The 20,628-nt window shown below is 73.9% G+C and carries 13 protein-coding genes; all 13 read right to left on the bottom strand.

What is annotated here, in order from left to right; all coding sequences use genetic code 11:
* Window positions 1–49: 49 nt before the first annotated feature.
* Window positions 50–1,336, bottom strand: coding sequence for an aKG-HExxH-type peptide beta-hydroxylase (locus ABD339_RS07510; RefSeq protein ID WP_344563467.1), 1,287 nt, complete (start codon window positions 1,334–1,336; stop codon window positions 50–52).
* The gene (locus tag ABD339_RS07505; protein WP_344563465.1) at window positions 1,323–1,664 is read right to left on the bottom strand and encodes a hypothetical protein; all 342 of its coding nucleotides are present in this window, start codon (window positions 1,662–1,664) and stop codon (window positions 1,323–1,325) included. The genes ABD339_RS07510 and ABD339_RS07505 overlap by 14 nt, the downstream gene beginning before the upstream one ends.
* Before the next feature lie 187 nt (window positions 1,665–1,851).
* A complete protein-coding gene (locus ABD339_RS07500) occupies window positions 1,852–5,187 on the bottom strand; it encodes an SAV_2336 N-terminal domain-related protein (protein ID WP_344563463.1) in 3,336 nt (1,111 codons plus the stop codon).
* 7 nt (window positions 5,188–5,194) lie between these two features.
* Complete coding sequence (locus tag ABD339_RS07495) at window positions 5,195–6,280, bottom strand: AAA family ATPase (protein WP_344563462.1); 1,086 nt, start codon at window positions 6,278–6,280, stop codon at window positions 5,195–5,197.
* On the bottom strand, window positions 6,277–8,469 hold the full coding sequence (locus ABD339_RS07490) for a VMAP-C domain-containing protein (RefSeq protein WP_344563461.1): 2,193 nt from the start codon (window positions 8,467–8,469) through the stop codon (window positions 6,277–6,279). Before ABD339_RS07490 ends, ABD339_RS07495 begins: the two co-directional genes overlap by 4 nt.
* 172 nt (window positions 8,470–8,641) lie before the next feature.
* Window positions 8,642–12,628, bottom strand: coding sequence for an SAV_2336 N-terminal domain-related protein (locus ABD339_RS07485; RefSeq protein ID WP_344563459.1), 3,987 nt, complete (start codon window positions 12,626–12,628; stop codon window positions 8,642–8,644).
* The gene (locus ABD339_RS07480) at window positions 12,628–13,833 is read right to left on the bottom strand and encodes an AAA family ATPase (RefSeq protein WP_344563458.1); all 1,206 of its coding nucleotides are present in this window, start codon (window positions 13,831–13,833) and stop codon (window positions 12,628–12,630) included. Before ABD339_RS07480 ends, ABD339_RS07485 begins: the two co-directional genes overlap by 1 nt.
* 178 nt (window positions 13,834–14,011) lie before the next feature.
* On the bottom strand, window positions 14,012–16,717 hold the full coding sequence (locus ABD339_RS07475; RefSeq protein WP_344563456.1) for a VMAP-C domain-containing protein: 2,706 nt from the start codon (window positions 16,715–16,717) through the stop codon (window positions 14,012–14,014).
* Entirely contained in the window at window positions 16,714–17,199 is a 486-nt protein-coding gene (locus ABD339_RS07470; protein WP_344563454.1) for a CU044_2847 family protein, read from the bottom strand. Before ABD339_RS07470 ends, ABD339_RS07475 begins: the two co-directional genes overlap by 4 nt.
* Before the next feature lie 301 nt (window positions 17,200–17,500).
* The gene (locus ABD339_RS07465) at window positions 17,501–18,715 is read right to left on the bottom strand and encodes a PadR family transcriptional regulator (protein WP_344563452.1); all 1,215 of its coding nucleotides are present in this window, start codon (window positions 18,713–18,715) and stop codon (window positions 17,501–17,503) included.
* 1 nt (window position 18,716) lies between these two features.
* The gene (locus ABD339_RS07460; RefSeq protein WP_344563450.1) at window positions 18,717–19,694 is read right to left on the bottom strand and encodes a DUF4097 family beta strand repeat-containing protein; all 978 of its coding nucleotides are present in this window, start codon (window positions 19,692–19,694) and stop codon (window positions 18,717–18,719) included.
* Between the two features lie 334 nt (window positions 19,695–20,028).
* Window positions 20,029–20,217 carry a DUF6104 family protein gene (locus ABD339_RS07455; protein WP_344563448.1) on the bottom strand — a complete coding sequence of 63 codons (189 nt, stop codon included), beginning with the start codon at window positions 20,215–20,217 and terminating at the stop codon, window positions 20,029–20,031.
* A 189-nt stretch (window positions 20,218–20,406) separates the two neighbouring features.
* Window positions 20,407–20,619, bottom strand: a complete 213-nt coding sequence (locus ABD339_RS07450; RefSeq protein WP_344563446.1) for a hypothetical protein — start codon at window positions 20,617–20,619, stop codon at window positions 20,407–20,409.
* Window positions 20,620–20,628: the final 9 nt, after the last annotated feature.

The raw sequence follows: 20,628 nt of genomic DNA, 5'->3' as shown, positions 1-20,628 counted from the left end.
CCACCCGAGGATGGCTTTCTGCGGCAAGATTACCCAAAGTGACTGACTGTTAGGTGGCCGGCGAGGGTGTGGTGCCTCGCCGGGCGGGCGCGCACAGCCGCACGTGGTGACGGCGCATCCCCTTTACGAACTCTGTGCCCTCGACGGTCAGTTGGCCAGAGCCCAGCAGCAGGGAAAGTGCGTCCTCGACCTGTGCACGGTACTTCTCACGGCGCGCTCGCGCCGCCATACGCTCCCCGGCGCCCGCTCCGGCGCGCCGCGCGAGGCGGTCCCACAGGTCGGCCAGGGCCAGGTGCGCGTACGTCCCCTGGAGGACAGCGCCCAGTGGACGGGGATCAGCGCGCCAGCCGACGCGGAAGACGGCCTCGTCACCCTCGTGGTGCAGCCGCACGACATCGCCGAGGACGGCCAGTTTGCTGTGCTGCACCTCGTGGACGAGCACCTCGGCCATCTCCTCCGCCGTCTCCGGCAAGGTGGCCAGCACCGCCCAGGGCGCGGCCAGCCGGGTGGCGCTGGCCCGGCCCGAGGGCTTCCACCACACCGGGACGATGGCGCGGACCCGGCCGGTGACTTCGGCCGCCCGCTCGGGATCGGCGGTACCGAGAAGGCGGAGCGCGCGGGTCCACAGCTCACGCCAGGCGTGTGCTTCGCCGTCCGCCCTCAAGGTGGCGGGGCGCAGGCCCGCGATGCCCCCGGCGCCCCGCCCCAGGTGGGGGTCCTGGTCGTCGAGCAGGGCACGCGCCCCGGGCAGCGAGCGGACCGGCAGCCAGCCTTCCGCCCCGGCCCCCGGGCGGTGGCGGGGGATGCGGTGGTGCGGGAGCGGGAGCGTGACGGGCCCGCCGCCCTCGGGCGTCAGGGTGAGAGCGTAGGGCGTGGCCGCCAGGTGCAGCCGGGAGGCGGCGGTCGCGTACGATCCCAGGCCCGGCAGCGTCAACAGCCCTTCGCGCACCGGCAAGGTGAGCTGGAACGTACGTGCGGCCCGCACGGCCACCACGGCGGCGACGGCCCCGAGCCCCTCCAGCGCCCGCTCGAACCCGGCACCCTCCCCGGCGGCGAGCGCGTGGACCAGCCAGTTGCCGACGGCCGGGTAGCCCAGTGCCTCCTGCGCGGCGGCCGGGGCCTGTGACTCGGCCTCCTCCAGCAGCCGCCAGTCGCGCCGCAGGGCGCGGGCGGCCTCGTCGCTCAGGGGTGCGCGCCCGGCCCTCGTCAGCAAGGTCTTGAGGAGGACGAGGCGTCTGCTGTGCAGTCCGGCGCGCAGGAGCGCCGGCTCCCCGGGCAGCGGGCGGGTCTCCCCCATGGCGCACAGTGCCGGGCCGGTCAGCTCAAAGGGCTGCATCGTGGCCCGTGCCGTCGCCTCTCGGGCCGCAGGTTGACCGGAACACGCCCTGCCTTTCGGGGGCTTCGTGCCGTCCGCCGGAGCGCTCGCCGCCGTTCGCCTGCGCGCCACCGGGCTGCCGGTTCGCGATCCCGCCCTGGCCACCGGTCGAGCGCCATACGCGCGACAGCGCCTCGGGTGTGTGCAGGGTGCTCTCCACCGCAGCGGCGACAGCCGCGTCGTCGCAGGTCCTGAGCATGCGCAGGGACACGCCCCGCAGATCGGGCAGGGGCGGTGCGGCGGTCTCCTGACCCGGGCTGTGGGACGTGCCATCGGTCCGCTTCGGCACGCTCTTCTCCTCCCTCGAACCCCGCCCGGGGGCGGTAACCACGGATGTCTTCTCTTTCCCGGGGGCTGTAACCGGAAACACGTTCGGAGTTCGGGGCTGTCGCATTCGGCCGCCTCTCCGCCCGTCACGGACAGCCGCACCTCACCCCACGCCCGCCGCCCCCTCGTTATGCCTTCTCTCCCCCCTGTCACCCCGCCAGTTCGGCCACCCGGGCGCGGGTCTCGCGGACCTCGGCCCAGGGCACATCGGCCAGGTAGTTGGCCAGCACCTGCCATTCGGCCGCGGCGGCACGGTAGTCGGCCAGCGCCTCGGCGGTACGCCCCTGGGAACGGTGGAAGTCACCGCGCGCGTGCAGGGCGCGCGCTGCCGTGACCGAGCCGCCCTCGCGCTCCTCGCGCCGCTGCTCCTCCATCTCCAGCGCCCTGGTCAGCTCGGCACCCGCCTGCTGGGACTGCGGAGTGTCCGGGGGGAAGAGCGCGCGGGCGCGGCCGAGGCTGAGCCACGCCTGCGCGCGGCGCCCGGGGTCCTCGTCCTGCCGGGCCGCCTGTTCCAGCAGATGACAGCCCTCGTACAGGTCGGGCCGGAAGCGTTCGCGTTCGTAGCGCAGCAGCAGGAGGCGGCCCAGCAGCGCGGCGGCTTTGGCCACCACCGGACCGGAAGGGGCACGGGTGAGGGCTTCGCGCAGGATGCTCTCGGCACGCGGTAGGTCGGCGACGTCGGTGAGCAGCATCTCGCCCCATTCGGTGAGCAGTTCGCCGCGCTGTGCGCCGTCGGGAGCGGTGAGCCGTACGGCGTCGGCGTACGCCTCGGCGGCGCCTTCCCGCTCGCCGCTCTCCCGCAGCGTTCTGGCCCGCTCGCGGGAGCAGCGCAGCCGCAGCGCGGGCCGCTCGCCCGCCGCCTCGGCCGCCTCCTGGAGAACGTCCAGCCGCTCTTGGGCCGTCGCCCCGGTCAGCCGCAGCGCGGCGGCCAGGTCGAGGAGGGCGGTGCAGCGCTGTGCGGCGGCGCCGGCCGGGTGGCCGACGGTCCGCCGGTTGGTCATGGTCGTGGTTGCGCCGGAGGAGGTGTGGCCTCTGGACGCGCGGTCTGCCAGCATGTCGCTCGCCTCGCGGAGTTCGCTGACGGCCTCGGGGGCCGCCCTGGGGCGGTGTTCGGGTGCGGCGTGGGCGAGCGCGAGCAGCACCCGGCCAAGCCGGAGTTTACGGGTGGTTTCGGCGTCCTCGGGGAGCGTGACCCCACCCGTGTCCCCGGGGTATCCGGCGTCCCCGCTGCCTCCGTAGCCCCTGTCGGCCCCGCCGTCCCCTCCGTCTGCGTGGCCCCCGGCGTCCCGGCTGTCCGCGTCACCCGTTCCGCCCGCGCCTTCGCGCTCGCGAGGGCCCCCGCCTTCGCTCTCGTCCCCGTTGCCGTCCCCCTCCGCGTGCCCGCTCCCGACGTCCAGGCGGCCTTCGAGGGAGCGCAGCAGGCGTTCGGCGCGCAGCAGGCGGTCCGTTCCGCCCTGTACCTGCCACAGGTCGTGCTCGACGGCGGCGCGCTCCAGCACGGTGGCGGGCGCCTCACCGGTCAGCAGGACCGCCGCGTCCCGCAGCAGCGACTCGGCGCCCTTGGGGGTACGCCGCACCGCCGCCGTGCCCGCGAGGGCGTGCAGCACCTGGGCCAGCGCGAACCTGGCGCGCTCGCTGTCGCCCTCGGACGCGCGGGCGGCCTCGGCCACCGAGCGGGCCTGGTGGAGCAGTTGGGCGTCGCCCTGGGCATGCCACTGCCGCAGCAGCCGCTCGGCCTCGCCCACCTGATCGGCCGCGCTCTGTTCGGGCAGATAGAAGCGGACGACCTCGGCGGGGATCTCGGCGAACAGCTCGTCGCCGCCCTCGTCGCCCTCCTCGTATTCCTCGCCACCGCCCCGGCCGCCGTCCCCGGAGCCCGGCTCGCGGACGCCCGGCGTCCGCTCGGCGCGGCCGGTCAGCTGGGCGACGGCCACCGCCGCGAAGTTGCGGGTGCCCTTGCCGAAGCGCTGTGTCACATACCCGGAAAGGTGTTTGAGGATGAGAACGGCGGCGCCCTGGTCCAGGGACTGGAGCAGCAGCTCGCGCACGCCCGGCGCGAAGGCGTAGCGCGGCCCGGCGCCGGGTGGATCGTCCCGGTCGGGCAGCCGCTCCAGCAGCCCGGACAGCAGCACCTCCGCCAGCTCCATGGGGCCGGTGTCGGGGAGCATCGCCTCCTGGACGAGGTGGATGACCGGCAGCAGCAGCGGCACGACCGCCAGATGCACGGCCAGCTCCAGGGCGCCCGGCGAGGCGGTGTTGCGGAACTCCCGCAGCAGCGCGCGCGGCGGCACCGTACCCGGCACGGTGCGCGGCGGCGGCATCGCGGGATGGCGGGGCAGCACCCAAGCGGCGGCCCCGGGGACGGCCCGCTCACCGCCGCCCAGCAGCCGTGCCCAGTTGCCCAGCGCCTCGGGGCTGGGCAACAGGACCGGGACCGGCACGGCTTCCGCCGCCGGGCGCGGCCCGTACTCGTCCGTCTGGAAACCGATCCGGCCGCCGGCGCCGCGCTCCCGCACGAGCGTTCCGGCCTCTGCGGGCAGCGCCGTACGGGGCCACAGCCGGGGCGGCAGCGGCTGGATGACGGCCAGCGGGCTGCTGCCCGACCAGTGGTGCAGCAGGCGCTGGGCGCGGCCGTCCTGCCACAGCGGGCCCACGCAGTCGCTGACGACCAGGGTGAGGCGGCGGCCCGTGGTGTCGCGGTACTCGTCGGCGGGGCGCAGCCGGGTGGTGCCGTCGGCCGGACCCGTGCCGATGAGCGGGGAGCCGTCCTTGGCGCGGTGCAGGTAGCGCACCTGCACATCGCGGAAGGCGCCGAGCTGTTCGAAGGTCTGGCGCAGCCGCTCCAGGATCGGCTGCCATACGGAGGCGGTCGCCGAGGCGTCCATGAGGAGCTGGATCTCGCTGTAGCGGCGGGCCTCGGTACCGAAGACCGGGCGGACGGTGGCGCTGCGGGCGCTGAGGTCCGCCGTGGCGGCCTCGTCCAGCGCCCCGGCGGAGGGCGGCAGCGGCGGGTGGTAGCGGTGCAGGGGGCGCAGCGCGTGCTGGAGCTGGAGCAGGCCGGACAGGGCGCCGGCGGCGGGCGCGCGCACCGGGAAGCCGCCCCGGGTGGCCCCGCCGTGCCGGCGCGGTGCGTACAGCGATACGGGCGTGGTCCGCTCGGGGCCCACCGACGGCGTCTCCGCTGGGCCTTGGGGGTCGGCGGGTGGGGGCATGGCGGGCTCCGCGTGAGGCGTCCGGATCCCGGGATACCGCGGGCCGGTGGAGTCCTGTTCGCGTTCCTCCTGAGCGGGCCGGCCCGGGCTCGCCCAGCGGGCCAGCCACACGGCCTCGGCGATCTCCTCGGAGGAGAGTTCCCACCCCCCTGCGCGCAGGCGTGCGACCAGCTCCGTCAGGTCCTCGTCCGGCTTGGTGCGCCGAGGGCTCGCGGAGGACCGCTCGCGGCGGGGGCGGCGCGGCGGAGGCGGGGCGGGGGAAGACCGGCTCATGAGCTCGCTACCTCGGCCGGTCGAGGGGGCGCAGCAGCATCTCGGCGAGCCGTTCGCGGGTGACGCGCTCGACGCCCGAGGCACGCTGGGTCAAGAACAGTGCGTTGAGCAGCTGGTCGGTGGCGATGACCTGTCCCGGCTCGCGCCGCAGGAAGCGCCGGACCAGCTCGGCGCCCTCCTCCAGCGACTCTTCCCCCAGGTGCGCGGAGACCATGGCCGCGAGCTGCTTGTCGCCCGGCGGTTTGAGTTCGAGCTGGATGCAGCGGCGCAGCAGCGCGGCCGGGAAGTCCCGCTCGCCGTTGGAGGTGAGCACGATGAACGGGAAGACCGTGCAGCGCACCTTGCCGCCGTGGACGGGCACTTTTGCCCCGTCCTCGGTGAGCACTTCGGTGACCGGTTCGCGCTCGGCGATCCGCTCCAGCTCGGGGATGGTGAACTCGCCCTCTTCCAGGACGTTGAGCAGGTCACTGGGCAGGTCTATGTCGCTCTTGTCCAGCTCGTCCACGAGCAGCACCCGCGGCGGCGGCTCCTCGCCGGAGGCGGTGGGCGCCGCGGGCAGCAGCGCCGTGCCCAGCGGGCCCAGGCGCAGGTAGGAGCCGATGGGCGGGCGCTCCGCGGGCGCCTTCCGGCCGGCGACGGCGCGGTCCAGCTGGACGTCCTGGAGTCTGCCGATCGCGTCGTAGTGGTAGAGGCCGTCCTTGAGCGTCGTGCGGCTGACGATGGGCCAGCGCAGCACCTTGCCCAGGCCCAGCTCGTGTGCCACCGCGTGCGCGAGGGTGGACTTGCCGGTGCCGGGGTTTCCGGTGACCAGCAGCGGGCGGCGCAGATACAGGGCCGCGTTGACCGCCTCGACCTCCTCGGGACGCGGATGCAGGCTCTCCACCAGCCGCCGCCGCGCGCCCAGCCGCCGCGCCGTGTCCCCGCCGACGCCGCCGGTCGCCTCGGCCCCTTCGTCCCCGGCCCCCTCGTCGCCGTCGTCGCCGTTCGCGTCCGACCGCGCGCGGGTGAAGTCGCGCCATGGCGGTGGCTCGGGCAGCCCGCGCACGCCTTCGTGCGGCACTCCCGCACCCCGGTAGATGCGCCAATCGCTCACGGTGTGCTCCTCACGGCAGTCGGCGGTCTGTGCATGAGCGGTGGTTCGCGCAGCGGTCCGTCCCCCGGGGCCCTGTGGGGCGGATCGTAGAGCAGGACGACGTGCCGTGCCCAGGCCGATGTGGGATCGGGTGCGTCGTCGTCCGCGTTCCCGTTGCGCAGTGTTCTGATGCGCACCGGGAGCTGGCGTGCGGTGCGTGCCTCGCGCAACAGCTCGGCCGCGTGCGCGTGGAACTCCGCACAGTCGGTGTGGCCGGCGTCGGTGTGCCGCCACAGCGCGACGGCGTGCCCCGCCGCCAGCGCGGCAGCCATGGCACGCGCCCCCGGTCCGCTGCCCGCTCGGGCGCAGTAGACGGGCACGGCGCCGGGCGCCGCCGTCAACAGCCTTCCGTACGCGGCCTGTCCGCCCTCCGTGGGCGGCTCGTCGTGGCCGGTGCCCGGTACGTCGCGCCGCAGGGGGACCGCCTCCAGCGGGCCGGCGGCCACGGCTTCGGCGCGGGCCCGCCACTCGGGGGTGACGCCGTGGTCCTTGCGCAGCCGGTCGCGCAGGACGACGAGCCTGCGCTGGCCCAGCGGCAAGGTATGCGGATTGAACGGGTCGGCCGGGTCGTAGGGGCGGGCGCGCCACTGGTCCACGGGCTCGTCGAACAGGGCGCGGGGCAGCATGAATTCGACCGCCGCCAGGTGCTGGTCCACATCGCACTGGGAGAGCGCGAGGGAGAGCGCGCCGCGAACGGCCTCCTCGAGTGCGGTGCGGGGCACGTCCTCACGGCTCTGCGCGACGGTGGTCATCGAGCGCGGCGGCTCGCTCTCGGATGCCACGTCGTATCCCGGCGCCGATGACGGCTCTCCGGATGCTTCGGGATTCCCGCCGGTCTCGTCCTCGTCGGCCGCTTCGGTCTCCAGGAGCGCCACCCGCCAGGCGTGCCGTCCTGTGCCGTAGATGTCGGGGTCGATCTCCACGAGGACGTCGGCGCGGGCGGCCACGGCCGGACGGTGGACGTTCAGCAGCTTGGGCACGAGGGCCCGGACGACGTCGTTGCGCAGCGTCAGGGTGGTGGCCTCCACCCAGGAGTGCAGATCGGCCAGGGCACGCGCCGCCTTCGGGGCGCGGGGCGTGCCCGTGAGGGTGAGGGCCGCGTACACCTTGGCTGCATACAGGACCACGGCCTCCAGCGCCAGGTCGCGCGAGGGCTCGTCGTCCGGGGCCCGTCCGTCGCGCGGGTCATAGAGCAGCCCGGCGCCCTCGCGCCAGCTGCGCGGATCGTGCTCGCGCAGCGTGTAGGGCGACTGGAGGACGTGATTCCGTGCCTCGTTGGCCAGTTGGAGCACCTGGCCGGCGCCCGTGGGCGGCTCCAGGTCGGCGAACAGCGCGTAGAGCTGCGCCCTGCGGTCGGCGGTGAAGCCGTGCGCCGGCTCTCCCGAGGCGGGGCCGAGCCTGGCGTGCAGCCGGGGCCAGCTGTCGCCCAGGCCGTAGTAGCGCCTCAGATGGTGGCGGTCGTGTGCCGTCAGCACCTCGTGCAGCACCCGGGCGCCCCGGGGGCCGGTGTCGCACAGCTGTCGCAGGGCCGTCACCGGCGTGGCCAGCCCGGAGCCCTGCTGACGTCCCTTGCCCTTGCTCACCCCGATGACCGCGCCGCGCCGCACATCGACGACCGGGCCGCCCGAGCACCCCTCGGTGAGCTGGCCGCCGCTGAGCATGACGGGGCCGGCACTGCCGCCGGTGGCCGTGCCGCCGCCGGAGAAGTACATCGGCTCGTCCTTGACGGGGCCCGGCATCCAGCCGTACAGACCGATCTCGGCGGGCGTGAGCGCCGAACGGTCGCTCAGCCACAGGCAGTCGGCGTCCTCGGCTCCCGGCACGCGCACCAGCGCGAGGTCAGGAAAGGGCCACGGCGACGGCGGTGTCCGTGGATCTTCGGGCAGGGGCAGCCCGAACGCCAGCTCGCCGCTGTGGACTTCTTCGTCCCCGATCGTGATGCCGATGGCCCGCTCCCCCCTCCACACGGCCGCGGCGCCCTTGCCCACGACATGGGCGCATGTGAGGACCCACCCTGGCGCGACGAGAAATCCGCTCCCCCAGAACTTTCGCGGGCTGCTGTCGCTGGATCCGTCATACCCCTCGCCGGGTGCCCCGATGCGCACGACGGACGCGCGGACGGCGCCCTCGAAGCCCGTGGGGGCGTTCACGCGGCACAGGGCGCGCACCGCAGCACGCCGGATCGTGGTGTCCCGCATCTCGCGGCTCGCACTCCGGTCACAACCATCCCCCTGTACGCCCTGTCCCTCCGTGGCTTCACTCTGTGAAACGTCTGTGGTAGCAGGCTAGTCGCCGGGTACGACAGACGGGAGGGGCAGCCCCTCAACGGGGACGCCTGGGACGTGAGTTGCCGCTGCGCAGCCGTGGGGCGGACAGCGGCCACGAGTCCTCGCCACGTTGTTCGGGCGGATCGTACAGAACGACGAGATCCCGCCCCCACAGCGTGACCGGATGGCGTTCGAGATGCAGGTGCCTGCGCATGGAGTGCACGAGGTCGAGCAGGTCGTCGGCATCGGCGGCGCGGCGCACCAGGTCGTACGCCCCGGCCTCGAACTCCTCGCGCTCCTGGTGCATCGCGCCGACGCGGCGCCACAGGACGAGCCCGTAGCCGACCGAGAGCGCGAGCTGGAGCGCGTCCGCCCCCTCGTCCGTGCCGTCGTCCAGCGAACCGCAGTGGACCGGGACGGCGTTGGGCGGCGCGGCGAGGAGGCGGCCGTGGACCGCGCGAATGTCCTCGTCGGGCTCTCGCAGGGGAACGGGCACCAGTTCGGGGCCGAGCCCGCGCTGGACCCCGTCCCAGCGGACGATGCGGTCGAACGCGCCGTGGCGGGCCCGTGGGGCTACGGTGACCGGGCACCGCACCCCGAGGGGCGAGCCGTCCGGCGGCACCCGCCACTGATCGACGGGGAGTTCCAGCAGCCGTGTGGGCAGCGAGAAGTGCACCGCCGGCCCGGGCTCCCCGATGTCGGCGAGCCCGAGTACGGCGGAGAGGGGCTCCGCCAGCTCTTCGCGCAGCGCGTCGCGCGCCGGCGCGTGGTCTCCGGCGCGCGCCGTGAGGGTGCTGCGCTCGCCGTGCAGCAGTTTGACCTGCCAGGGGTGGCGGGGCGTGGCGCTCTCTGCGGTGGTGAGGGCATCGATCTCGACGAGGACTCCGTGATAGCCGCGACCGGTGGCGGGATGCGACGCCATGGACCGCAGGAGGCCGCGCGCGTCGCTGTCCGCACCGGGGGCCGCGGCGCCCACCGCCTCCACCCAGGCGTGCAGTTCGTCACGCGGCCCCTGGCGGACTTGCCCTGCGCACGCTGCCCACACGTGGGCCGCGTACCGGGTGAGCGTGCCGGGCATCCGGTCGGCGTCCAGGAAGCGCAACAGGGCCGCGCCGTCCCGCCAGTTGACCGTTCCAGGCCGTCGGCCGGAAATATCCGGCAGGTAGGCGAGCGGCGATGCCCGCCGCACAGCGGTGTGGACGACGGCCCCGTCGGCCGGTGGTTCCAGCCGGGCGAAGATGCCGTACAGCTCGGCACGCGCACTCGGCGTGAGGAGCGTCGGCCGGGCCGTCCCGGCCGCCGTCCGGCCCGGCCAGCCGCCGTCGCCGGTGGACAGGCGGGCCGCGTGGTACAGGTCGTGTGCCCGCAGCGCGGTGGCCCAGGCGGAGGCGGAGGAGGCCGAGACCGCCTGGGCCGCGGCGACAGCGGACACCTCCAGCAGGCGCATCGGGACCGGAGTCCAGTCCAGCGGATCAGGCGAGGGGCCCAGCATTCCCACGACCTCCCCCGTCAGGGTGTCGATCAGCGGGGCTCCGGGGTGCGGCTTGTGGTCCTGCCGCGCCCTCCCGGAAGTGCTCCGGAAGACGAGACCGGCGCCCGACGGCCCCTGCGTCCATCCGAACGCCGTCAACGCGTGGGCGGCCTCGGCCGGATGCTGTGTGAAGTCCGCAAGCCACAGACACTCCGGGGCGTCGGCACCCGGCACGTGGAAGAGCCCGAAAGAGCCGTCCTCCAGTGCCCCGGCCGACTCGGCGCGCAGCCGCTCCCTCTGGGACGTCACCACGGTGACGGGCTCTCCGGAGTTGTCGGGCGAGGGGAGGGAGAGCACCCATTCAGGGGCGATGAAGAACCCGTTCGTCCAGGAACCTTCACCATCCGGCGGCTCGACGCGGACCACGGCGTCACGCACCGCGTTCCCTACCCCGTCACGCACCGGATCCTCATGCGGGCGCGGTGCCGGCTCGGGCTGCCGGGTGGAGCCTGGCACGACCTGCCTCGGGGAGGGCGACACGTCCGCCTGCGTGGCGGGTGCCCGGGGTTCCGCCGGGGCGTTCTTGCTGACCCCGCGCTCGAAGCGGCGGATGACAGCTGCCGGAACCTCCGCGAAGGCGGGCGGCAGAGTGCCGGACCCCGCCGGGTCGGCGAGCAGTCGGCCGGTTTCGGCGCCCTGTACGGTTTCGGCCTGCCGGATGGTGCGCGATTCCGGGCGGGTGAGGCGGGCTAGGGCGTAGGCGGGGAAGTTGCGCGCGCGGCGGCCGAAGTGCCGCTCGACGTATTCCGACAGATGCTTGAGAATCAGCACCGCCTCGCCCTTGGGAAGGGAGCGCAGCAGCGTCTCGCGCACGCCGGGCACGAACTCGTACCAGCCGGTGTCCGCTTCGTACCGGCCCGCCCCGGCCCCGTGCGGGCTCACTCCCGCCTCGTTCCGGTCTCCCTCGGCGGGGGGCCGGTCCGCTTCCGCCGCGCCGGCATTCGGGCCCTCGCTCATCTCCGCCCCCGCCCCAGCGCCCTGGGAGCGTCGCAGCAGCCCGCTCAGGACGACCTCGGCCATGACCTCGGGGCCGGTTCCGGCCAGCATCGTGCGCTGGACGAGCCGCATCACGGGCAGCGCGAGCGGCACCGCCGCCAGGCAGACGGCGAGTTGGACGGCCTCGCGGGAGGCGGACATGCGGAAGGCGCGCAGAATCTCGGCGGGCTCGCGGACGGCGGCGCGCGGCCGGGGCCCCGCCGAGGGATGCTCGGAGCGCACCCATCCGGCGGCTCCCGGCCGGCTCACTCCGGTGCTGCCGGACAGCAGCCGGGCCCAGGTTCCGAACGCGTCCTGGTTGAGGGCGAGCACCGGGACGGGCAGCGCTCCCGCGGGCGGGGCGGGCGCGGCATCCGAAGCGGTGAACGCGAGCCGTGCCGCCGGGCCTTCGGGCCGCCGGAGAATGCCAGGGCGTGCGGGCAGATGCGTGCGCCGCCACATGCGCTGGGGCAGCGGCTGGACAAGCGCGACGGGCGCCGTCAGGGACCAGTGGTGCAGCAGCCGTTGCATCCGGCCCTGCCGCCACAGTGGTCCCGCGCAATCGCTGAGGACGAGGGTGAGCTGCCGCCCCGTGGGATCGCCCAGCGGGGCCGCCGGCCTGGCTCGTTCGTACCCCGCCTGGTCAGGGCTCGCGAACAGGGCGCCGTCCGGGCCTTCGCGCACATAGTGGACGCGCACCTCCGTGAAGGCCCCTGTGACGGCGCAGAGCTGGGCCAGCTCGCTGAGCGCCTCCTGCCACAGCACGGTGGAGCTGGAGAGGTCCATCACCAACTGGAGCCGTGCGGCCCGCCGTTCGGAGGGGCGCAGCACCGGCAGCATCAGCCCGCTCTCCGCCGCACGCTCAGCGGTAGCCTGCTCATCCAGTCGCCGCGCGGGAACCCTGCTGGGCGGCTGGTAGCCCTTCAGGGGGCGCAGTGCCCGCTGGAGCGGCAGCGTACGGGGCAGTGCGGTGGCGGCGGGTACGCGTACGGGCACGGGCTGCCCGGCTCCGTGCACCCCGCGCACGTTCCTGCCGCTGGACGTGCCGGTGGCGGGCCGCCCGGTATGAAGAGTGGCGGTATCCGGTGCGCCGGTTTCCTCCCCGGAGGCAGCGTGGTCTCCGGCGGACACCCCGGCGGTATCCGGTGGCCCGGTCGGTGCGTGGCCGGGTGCGGGGTCCGGTTGGCCCGGGTCGGTCACGCCCCCGGCGGCCCGGCCCGCCGGGGGCGTGACCGTGGCCTCGGCAGGGGTGACGTACCGGGCCAGCCACAGGGCGTCCGCCAGCTCCCGTGGGCCGACGCAGTCGTATGCGCTGCCCGCGCCAGGGCTTGCTGCCGCGCCACCGACCGCGTCTGCCCCCGTGCCCGCCCCCGCCCCCGTGTACTCCGCCGCACGGCGCAGTCGTGCCGCCAGCTCGGCGAACAGGCCCGAGCCGTCGATCCGTTGACGGGAGTCGGCCCGTTGCCGCGCGACAGGGCGCGGCTGCGGGGTGGGTGGTGGCGACGGCGAGTGTGGCGGGGGCGGCGGCTGGGTCATCAGCGGGGCCCGCGCTCGCCGGCGTCGAGGGGGCGCATGAGCAGGTCGGCGAGCCTTTCGCGGTCGGTGTCCTGGCCTGTGGCGGCCTGCTGGGTCAAGTAGATGGCGTTCAGGAGCTGGTCGGCGGCGCGCAGTGAGCCGGGACTGCTGGTGAGGAAGGAGCGGATCAGCTCCTCGCGTTCCGCCACGCCCTCGTCCCCGAAGTGCGCGTGCACCATGGCGGCGAGGCGGTCGGCGCCCGCTCGGACGTTACCGGGCGAGGGCAGGTCGAGGTGGAGACACCGGCGCAGCAGCGGCGCCGGGAAGTCGCGTTCCCCGTTGCTGGTCATCACCACGAGGGGGAACGCGCGGCACTGCACCCTGCCACCGGCTACCACGGCACGTTCGCCGTCGTCGGTGAGCACCTGCGTCTCGGGCTCGCGATCGGCGATCCGCTCCAGCTCGGGAAGCGTGAACTCGCCCTCCTCCAGGACGTTGAGCAGGTCGTTGGGCAGGTCGATATCGCTCTTGTCCAGCTCGTCGATGAGCAGCACGCGCGGGCGTTCGTAGGGGAGCAGCGCGGTGCCGAGGGGGCCGAGGCGCAGGTAGCGGCCGATGGACTGGCCGCCGCTCGGGATTCGGCTCACCTCTTCGCGGCGGCCGGGCCCCCGCTCGGAATCGGGATCGACCGCGGGGTCGGGGGCGGACCCGGAATCGCGGCCTGAATCGGGTGCGGAGCCGGGGTGGGATGCAGACGCGGGGTCAGTCGCTGGTTCGGGTGCGGGTGGCGGGTCAGGTGCGGGTACATGCGTTCGGCCGAGCTGGCTGTCCTGGAGACGGGCGATGGCGTCGTAGGCGTACAGCCCGTCCCGCAGCGTCGTCCGGCTGACGACGGGCCAGCGCAGCACCCTGCCCAGCCCCAGCTCGTGGGCGAGCGCGTGCGCCAGTGTGGACTTGCCCGCGCCCGGGTCGCCGGTGACCAGCAGCGGACGGCGCAGATACAGTGCCGCGTTGACCAGCTCCAGCTCCTCCGTCCGCCATGCGGGGCCGGCCCCTGAGTGCGCGTTGACGCCGAGTCGGCGAGTGGACTCCGTACCGAGGGGCGGCACCCGCGTGTGGACCGGGCCGCCGTCGAACGCTCGCCACGGGGGCGGCGGCGGCAGTCGGTCGATCCCGTCGTGGGGCTCTGCGGTACCCCGGAAGACGAACCAGTCGGGGACGCTCACGGGTTGCTCCTCGTCATTCGGTGGTCCTGTTGGCGGGTTGGCCCTGTCGGCGGGCGTGCGGGTCGACGAACCGAAGGCGCCCTGGACGGCACGCACGCGGGACGAGCACGTGAGGGGCGTACGGGACACGGGGGCGTGTGACGGCCGGGCCGGGGCGCGCGCTGCTGGTGCGACAGGTTCATGGGGAGTCCAGTGGGTCGGTGAGGCGCGGGACGGGGCGGCGCGGATCGTCGTAGAGAAGCGCCATGTGCTCGGCCCAGTACGCCGACTCGTCCCCCAGGCTGATGCGCTCACGCAGTGCGCGCAGCCGCTCCGGGAGTGCCGCCGCGTGCCGGGCGTCACGGACCAGCTGTGCCGCTTTACCGAGCAGCGAGCCGCAAACCTCCTCCTCGCACCCGCCCGGGTGATTCTCGTGACCGCTCCAGAGCGCGAGTCCGTAACCGGCACGGAGAATGTCCCGCAGGGCATCCGGACCGCCGTTTCTCGTACGGCACAGCACCGGTACGGCACGGTCGGGCGCGCCCGCGAGTGGTTCGGACGTGCCCGCGTGCGGACCGTGGGCACTCGCGAGCGGGCCGGAGGCGTCCGCAAGCCGTTCGGACGCGTCCACGAGCGGTTCCGTGTCCTGGGGCGGGTGCAGCATGAGCGCTTCGAGGGCGCCTTCGAGCGCGGCGTGCCAGCGCTTCTCCCACGCGGCGCCCGGTGCGAGGTGTGAGCCCCCGGGGGCGAGTCGGGCCTCTCCGGCCGGACAACGCGACCCGTCAGGTGTGCCGTACCCGGCCCTCCCAGCGTCCGGCTCCTCCTCGTACGGCTCCCCCACCCGGGCCGCGTCGCGCAGTACGACCTGCCGGTGCACCCCGAAGAGCCTGTCCTCCGGGCGGGGCCGCAGCCCGCGCGGGACCAGGTCGGGGCGCCACAGATGGGCCCCGATGTCGAAGTGCTCCACGGGAGCGGCCAGTTCGAGCCGGGCGCGCCGCCGGTCGGTGTCCACCCGGGCGAATGCCTCCCGCAGGGGCTGCGCGAGCTGGAGCGGCAGCTCCTGGCGGGTGGCGCCCTGGCCCGTCTCCCGCCGTGCACCGGCGCGTACGCTCTCCGGGCCCTCGCTCCAGGTCCATATGCGCCAGTAGAAGCGCGCGGCGTCCCGCGCCGGACCCTCGCCGCGCGGGTAGATCGCGCGCTCCAGCTCGACCGCCACCACGGGCCCGCCGTCCCGTGTGTCGGCTTCACGCGGTGCGGGGCACGGCGCGCCGGGTGGCTCGTCCGGCCCGCCTGGCGCCGCCCTGTCGCCGCAGGGCACTCGCGACTGCGCACGAGCATCCGGTACCGCGGTGCCGCCGTTCGGCATGGCGGAGGTGTCGCATGCCGTGGCAGGGTCGCATGCCATGGAGGGGCTGGTTTCCGCATGGGCAGCCGAGTGTGTGGATGCCGCCGAGCCCGCCCTGGCACCCGGCCCGGTATACGCGCCCGAGCCCGCGCAGGCGCCGGGCACCGGATTGGTATCCGGTCCGGCGTAGGCGTCGGCGTCCCCTTCCGCAGAGGCGCCCGGGTCCGCACAGGCGCCCGGCTCCGCGTATGCGTCCGATTCCAGTTCCGCTGCCCAGGCGGCCCGGCGCAGTGCCGCGCGCCGCGCCGGGGGCAGCCGCTGCGCCCGCTCATCCACCCAATCGAGCAGGACCGCGGACTTCTGGGGCGCTTCGGCCGCGCACTCGGCCGCGACCGAGGACAGATAGTGCAGGAAAGCCATCTCCTCGCCCTCCGGGCTCTCATAGAGCCAGCCGTGACCATCGCGCCAGTCGTGCTGGGCTGCCGGGTCCATCCAGAGCGACTCCTCGCCCAGCACCCTTTCGACGTGGAAGGCGACTGCGGAGGGATGGCCCGGCGGAGGCAGCTCGGCCAGCAGCGCGAGGGCGGTCAGATGGTCGCGCGGACTCCAGCCGTCCCCGCCGTCCCTGCCGCCCTCGCCGGTCCGGCTGCGGTGAAGCGTCTCCTGCGCGGCGGCCCAGGAGACGCCCGGCGCCCGGGAGTTGGGCTGCTCGTGGAAGCGGCCCGGTGCCCCTCCGGCCCGCGTTCCCAGCCGGGGGCCGAGCCGTCCGCCAGGCCCTCCGGCCGGCCCTCCACCGGGGCGGTGCGCAGCGGGGGCGGGCGCCTCTCGACGGGCGGTGGACGAAGCGGGCACGCGCGGGTCGTGCCACCGGTCGTGCGCGAGGATGAGCGCGCGGTACGGGTCATACCCGAGACCGCCCCCGCCGCTCGTGGTGGCGGCGCCCGTGAAGCCGCGCAGGGCGGTGGTGACGACGGCGAGCCCGCCGTCCTTGCCCCGTCGCTGGGCCTTGACGATCCCGGCGACCGCTCCTCTGTCGAGATCGAGCACGGGGCCGCCCGAGGCGCCGGAGGGGATCTCCGCCTCGGGTCCGAGCAGCGCCCCGTGTGCGCCGTCGCCTCCGCTGACCGCGCACCTGCCGCTCCACCTCTGTGGTGCGGCCCCGGGCTCCGCGACCCGCCAGCCGTGTGCCTCGACCTGGAAGGGCCGGTCGCAGCGGTCGGTCAGCCACACACACGGGTGTGCCACATCCTCCAGCACCTGTACGAGCGCCAGGTCCTGTTCGGGTGCCTTCGAAGCGGCATCCGAGAGCAGATATCCCACACGCGCCGGGACACTGCCGTGCGCGCCGTGCACCGCGAACGTTCCCGTGCCGTCATCACCGGGCAGGCCGGTCACCACGTGCGCGCAGGTGAGCACCCAGCCGGGTGCGACGAAAAAGCCGCTGCCCCACATGGTCTCCTGGGCCCGACGCCGCGCTCCGGCCGCCGCCTCGGGCACGGCGCGGGGGCCGAGCCATACGGTGGCCCGGCTCACCAGCGCCTCCAGCCTGGCCGTACTCATCCGCCTTGCGGCGCCGTGCCACCTTGCGGACCCGTGGCGCCGAGCGGGGGCGGGACGTTGGTGGGCGCGGTGCCGCGCGGGGGCGTCGCTCCCTCCGACTGCGGGCGCGGCTCCGGGACGGGCGCCGGGCCCGTGACTGTGGCCTTGCGCCAGGTGAGGGTGACGGAGACCGCGGCTTTGGCCTCGCCCTCCGCGAGAACCGCCGCGAGCGCCTTGCCCGACTTGACGGCCAGTTCGACGCCGAAGGTAGCGCTGACCTCGTCGGGCGCCGCTTCTTGTGCGGCGGCGAGCACGGCCGAACCGACGCCGCTGATCACCTCGTTGAGCTGCCGGGCCCGTGCGATGAGCTGGTCGCGCGTGCCGACATCGTCGAACTGGAATTCCTCCGACTCCTCGGGCACCTCGCCCTCGTCCAGAACGTGCACCCGTGCCAGTACGGTCTCCCCGCCCGGCAGCGTGATCTCCCTGATCTCCTGCTCCACGACTCCCCCTGATCCGCGACCCGCCCAGGGCCCCGACTGCCCTGCCCCGAGCCCACATTGAACCCCGCGACGCCCTGTCGCGCGACCACGCCTGTATCGGCGAACACGTGCACGCGATACGTTCACGTGCCCGTACTGAGGCCGAGATGCGGGGTGGTACGCGGGGTGCCGGGGCGATCCGGCCGCACGAGTGAGGTCGCTGTTCCCCACCCGTACGGGTGAACCGAGCCCCGCCGGGCCGGAGCCGGGCGGGGCGCGGTGGGGACGGGGAGCGGATCGAGCCGGGAGGGGCGGGTCGGGGTCAGTCCCGGTGGCCGTCGCCGTGTCCGCCACCTTCCCGGGAGCGGAGTACGACGCCGATGTGGGCGGCGGCTGTGGACAAATGGCGCCGTACGTCGCGGAGTTGTCCACCGGTCACCCCCCGGTCGCGGGCCGCGTCGCGGATGTCGTCGCGGAAGCGGTCGAGGAGACGTTCCAGATCGCGTGCCGGGTCTCCTGACTCCGGCACGGCCTCCCCCAGATGCGCCTCGGCCGACGCCCGCGTGTCCGCATCGTCCCGCACGTCCGCGTCGGCCTGTGCGGCCGTCCGTCCACCGGCCGGCGCGGCGTCCGGATCCGACTTCCACGAAGCATCCGGACCGTGCTCTGCCCGGGTCTGCGCACCGGGTTTTTCCGTAGCATCCGGTGCGACGTCCGAGGGCCCGTCATCGTCGCTCCGGTGGGGGCGGGCGTAGGGGGGCCATGCCGTGGCCTGACCGGTGATGCGACCCAGGTTGCCCATCTCCCGCGCGAGTTCGGACATGCCGTCTCGGACAGCGCCGGACCAGTCGCCCGACCGCATGCGGGTCTGGACCTGGTCCTGGACCTGGCGGGCGATCTTCTGGACCTCCTCCACCGCGGCCGTGTGGGCCTCGCGTTCCTTCTTGGCCTGGCGCCTTGCCTGCTGTGCCTCCTCCTTGGCCTTGCGGGCCTGTTCCTTCCATTCGTCCTTGGCCCGCCGCATCTCCTCCCTGGCCTGCCGCCAGGTCTCCCACTCGCCCCAGTCCGCCTCCTTGCCCCAGTCGCGGTCCCAGTTGCCGGAGGAGGAGGATCTGCCGGAGGAGGAGGATCTACGACTCCGGTCCGTGCCGCGCACGGTGCGGGCCTGCTCGCGCATCTCGCGGCGCAGGTCGTTCGCCGAACCGCTGACGTCCTCGCGGATGTCGGCGGCGAGCGCCGCGAGCGAGTCCCGGATCTCGACCTCCAGCTCGGCCAGCTCGGCCTGCCTGTCGGCCAGTTCGGCACGGCCTGCCTTGGTGATCGCGTACACCTTGCGGCCACCCTCGGTGGTGTGACTGACCAGCCCTTCGGCCTCCAGCTTCGCCAGCCGGGGGTAGACGGTGCCGGCCGAGGGCGCGTACAGCCCCTGGAAGCGCTCCTCCAAGAGCCGGATCACCTCGTAGCCGTGCCGGGGCGCCTCGTCGAGCAGCATCAGCAAGTAGAGGCGCAGACGGCCGTGCGCGAAGACGGGGGCCATGTCACAGATCCTTCGCGGGAGTTGCCGGAGTGGCAGAAGGGCCAGGAGTGGTGGGAGCGGTAGTGCTGCCGTGGGCGTCAGACGCGTGCGGGGCGGGTGGCCGCCCTGGATCGTCCGCTCCCCCGGGCTCCTCGTCGAAGCCGTCCTCGGGGCCCTCGACCGGACGGCGCAGGAGGGCGAGTCCGCCCGAGAGCGTGACGGCCTTCAGCGTGCCGCTGCCGTCGCCAAGGACTCCGGTCACGCGCTGGTCGCCCCAGGTGCCCGAGACCTTCAGCTCGTCGAAGGCGCTGGAGAGCGCGCCACTGGTGGTCTTGGCGTCCACCTCGGTGTCCGCGTCCTCCGGCAGCCGGATCGCCAGTTCACCGGAGACGCTTGAGAGCCGGATCTCACCGGTTTCCCCCACGCCGCCGCGCAGGTCGAGGATCATCGATCCGCTGACCGAGTCCGCCTTGACCGCGCCCCCGGCGCCGTCGATGACGGTCAGGTCACCGGATACCGAGTGGAAAACCAGCCCCCCGGAGAGGCGCTGGGCCTCCACGCTGCCCGAGACAGTTTCGCTGACGACGGGCCCCGACAGGCCGACGAGCGTCGCGTCACCGGATACTCCGCGCAAGTCCGTACGGCCGCGTACTCCGGAGACGACGGCGCGGGCCCCGACCACTCCCACCGACAGCCGGGCCCGTGCGGGGACGGAGACCGAGACCTCCACATCGCGGCGCCACCCCTTGCGGTCCAGCCACTTGAGGAAGCCCTTCCACGGCAGGTCTTCATATGCGACGACGAGCTTGCCGTCCTCACACCGCACGTGCAGTGGCGGGCCTTCAAGGCGGCTGATCTCGACGCGGGTGTTCGGCTCGTCACTGCCGACGACGTTGACGGTTCCGTTGACGACCCGAATGTGCAGCTCTTCCACGGGCTCATCGAAGTCGATCTGCCGAGGTTCGGAGATCTTCCACGAGCGGTCCTCGGATACGGGCACGGCTGACTCCCCAGACTTGAGCGCTGAGCGCTGATCGCTGTTCGCTGAGCGCTTCGGCGTACAGCCACGCCACGGCGGACGCGGACTGTGGACCTGTACGGGACGCGACACGACACCGAACAACGACATATCGCGTCTCCGAGAGACACGATATGTCGCGTATCGCGATATCCGCAAGGCGTCAGCCCGTTGTCCGTCACGGCCGCCGACCGGGCCATCCGGTTCACCGGAAGCCGTCCAGGAGCATCCGGCCCCCGGCACCGGCACGGCCCCGGGCGCAGGGTGGCGCCGGAGGCCGCGTACCGGGAAGGTGCCGGATATCACCAGAAAAGGCTCACTCGTCCTCGTCGTCGTCCTCGTCATCCAGCCTGGCCAGCCAGGTGGCCAGCCGCTCCACCGGCACCTCGAAGTCCGGATTGAGGTCCACGAATGTCCGCAGCTGCTCGGACAGCCACGCGAGAGTGACCTCTTCCTCGCCGCGCCGCTTCTCCAGCTCTTCGATGCCACGGTCGGTGAAGTACACGGTTCCGCTCCTGGGGTTACGTGGGTACGCGCCCGCTAGGGACGCTCCGTCCCAGGGTATGCGGGGTGCACGAGCCCGTTCCGCGAAGGTGGACGGGCACCCTCCGCAAAGGGGGACGGGCGCGCTCCGCGAAGGTGCGCGACCCCGTCCGCAGTGTCGTGAGCCACGGACCCCGCCCCGTCCCCCACCTCACTCCTTCCGCTTCACCGAGTCGCTCGCCGCCCCTACCGCGAGGCCGAGCGCCAGGAGAAGGACGCACACGTAGATCTCGTAACCGTCCAGGAAGGGGATGCGGTGGACAACGGCGGACCAGCGGAACCAGCCGTCGGTGATCTCGTACAAGATGCCGCCGATCCCCTGGGCGAAAAGGATGAAGGCCACGAAGCCGAGAAAATTCTTCATGGCTTCAGG

Origin of the sequence: Streptomyces axinellae, from assembly GCF_039532135.1 — a bacterium.
Taxonomy (GTDB): Bacteria; Actinomycetota; Actinomycetes; order Streptomycetales; family Streptomycetaceae; genus Streptomyces; species Streptomyces axinellae.
This window is presented reverse-complemented; position numbering and strand designations above follow the sequence as displayed.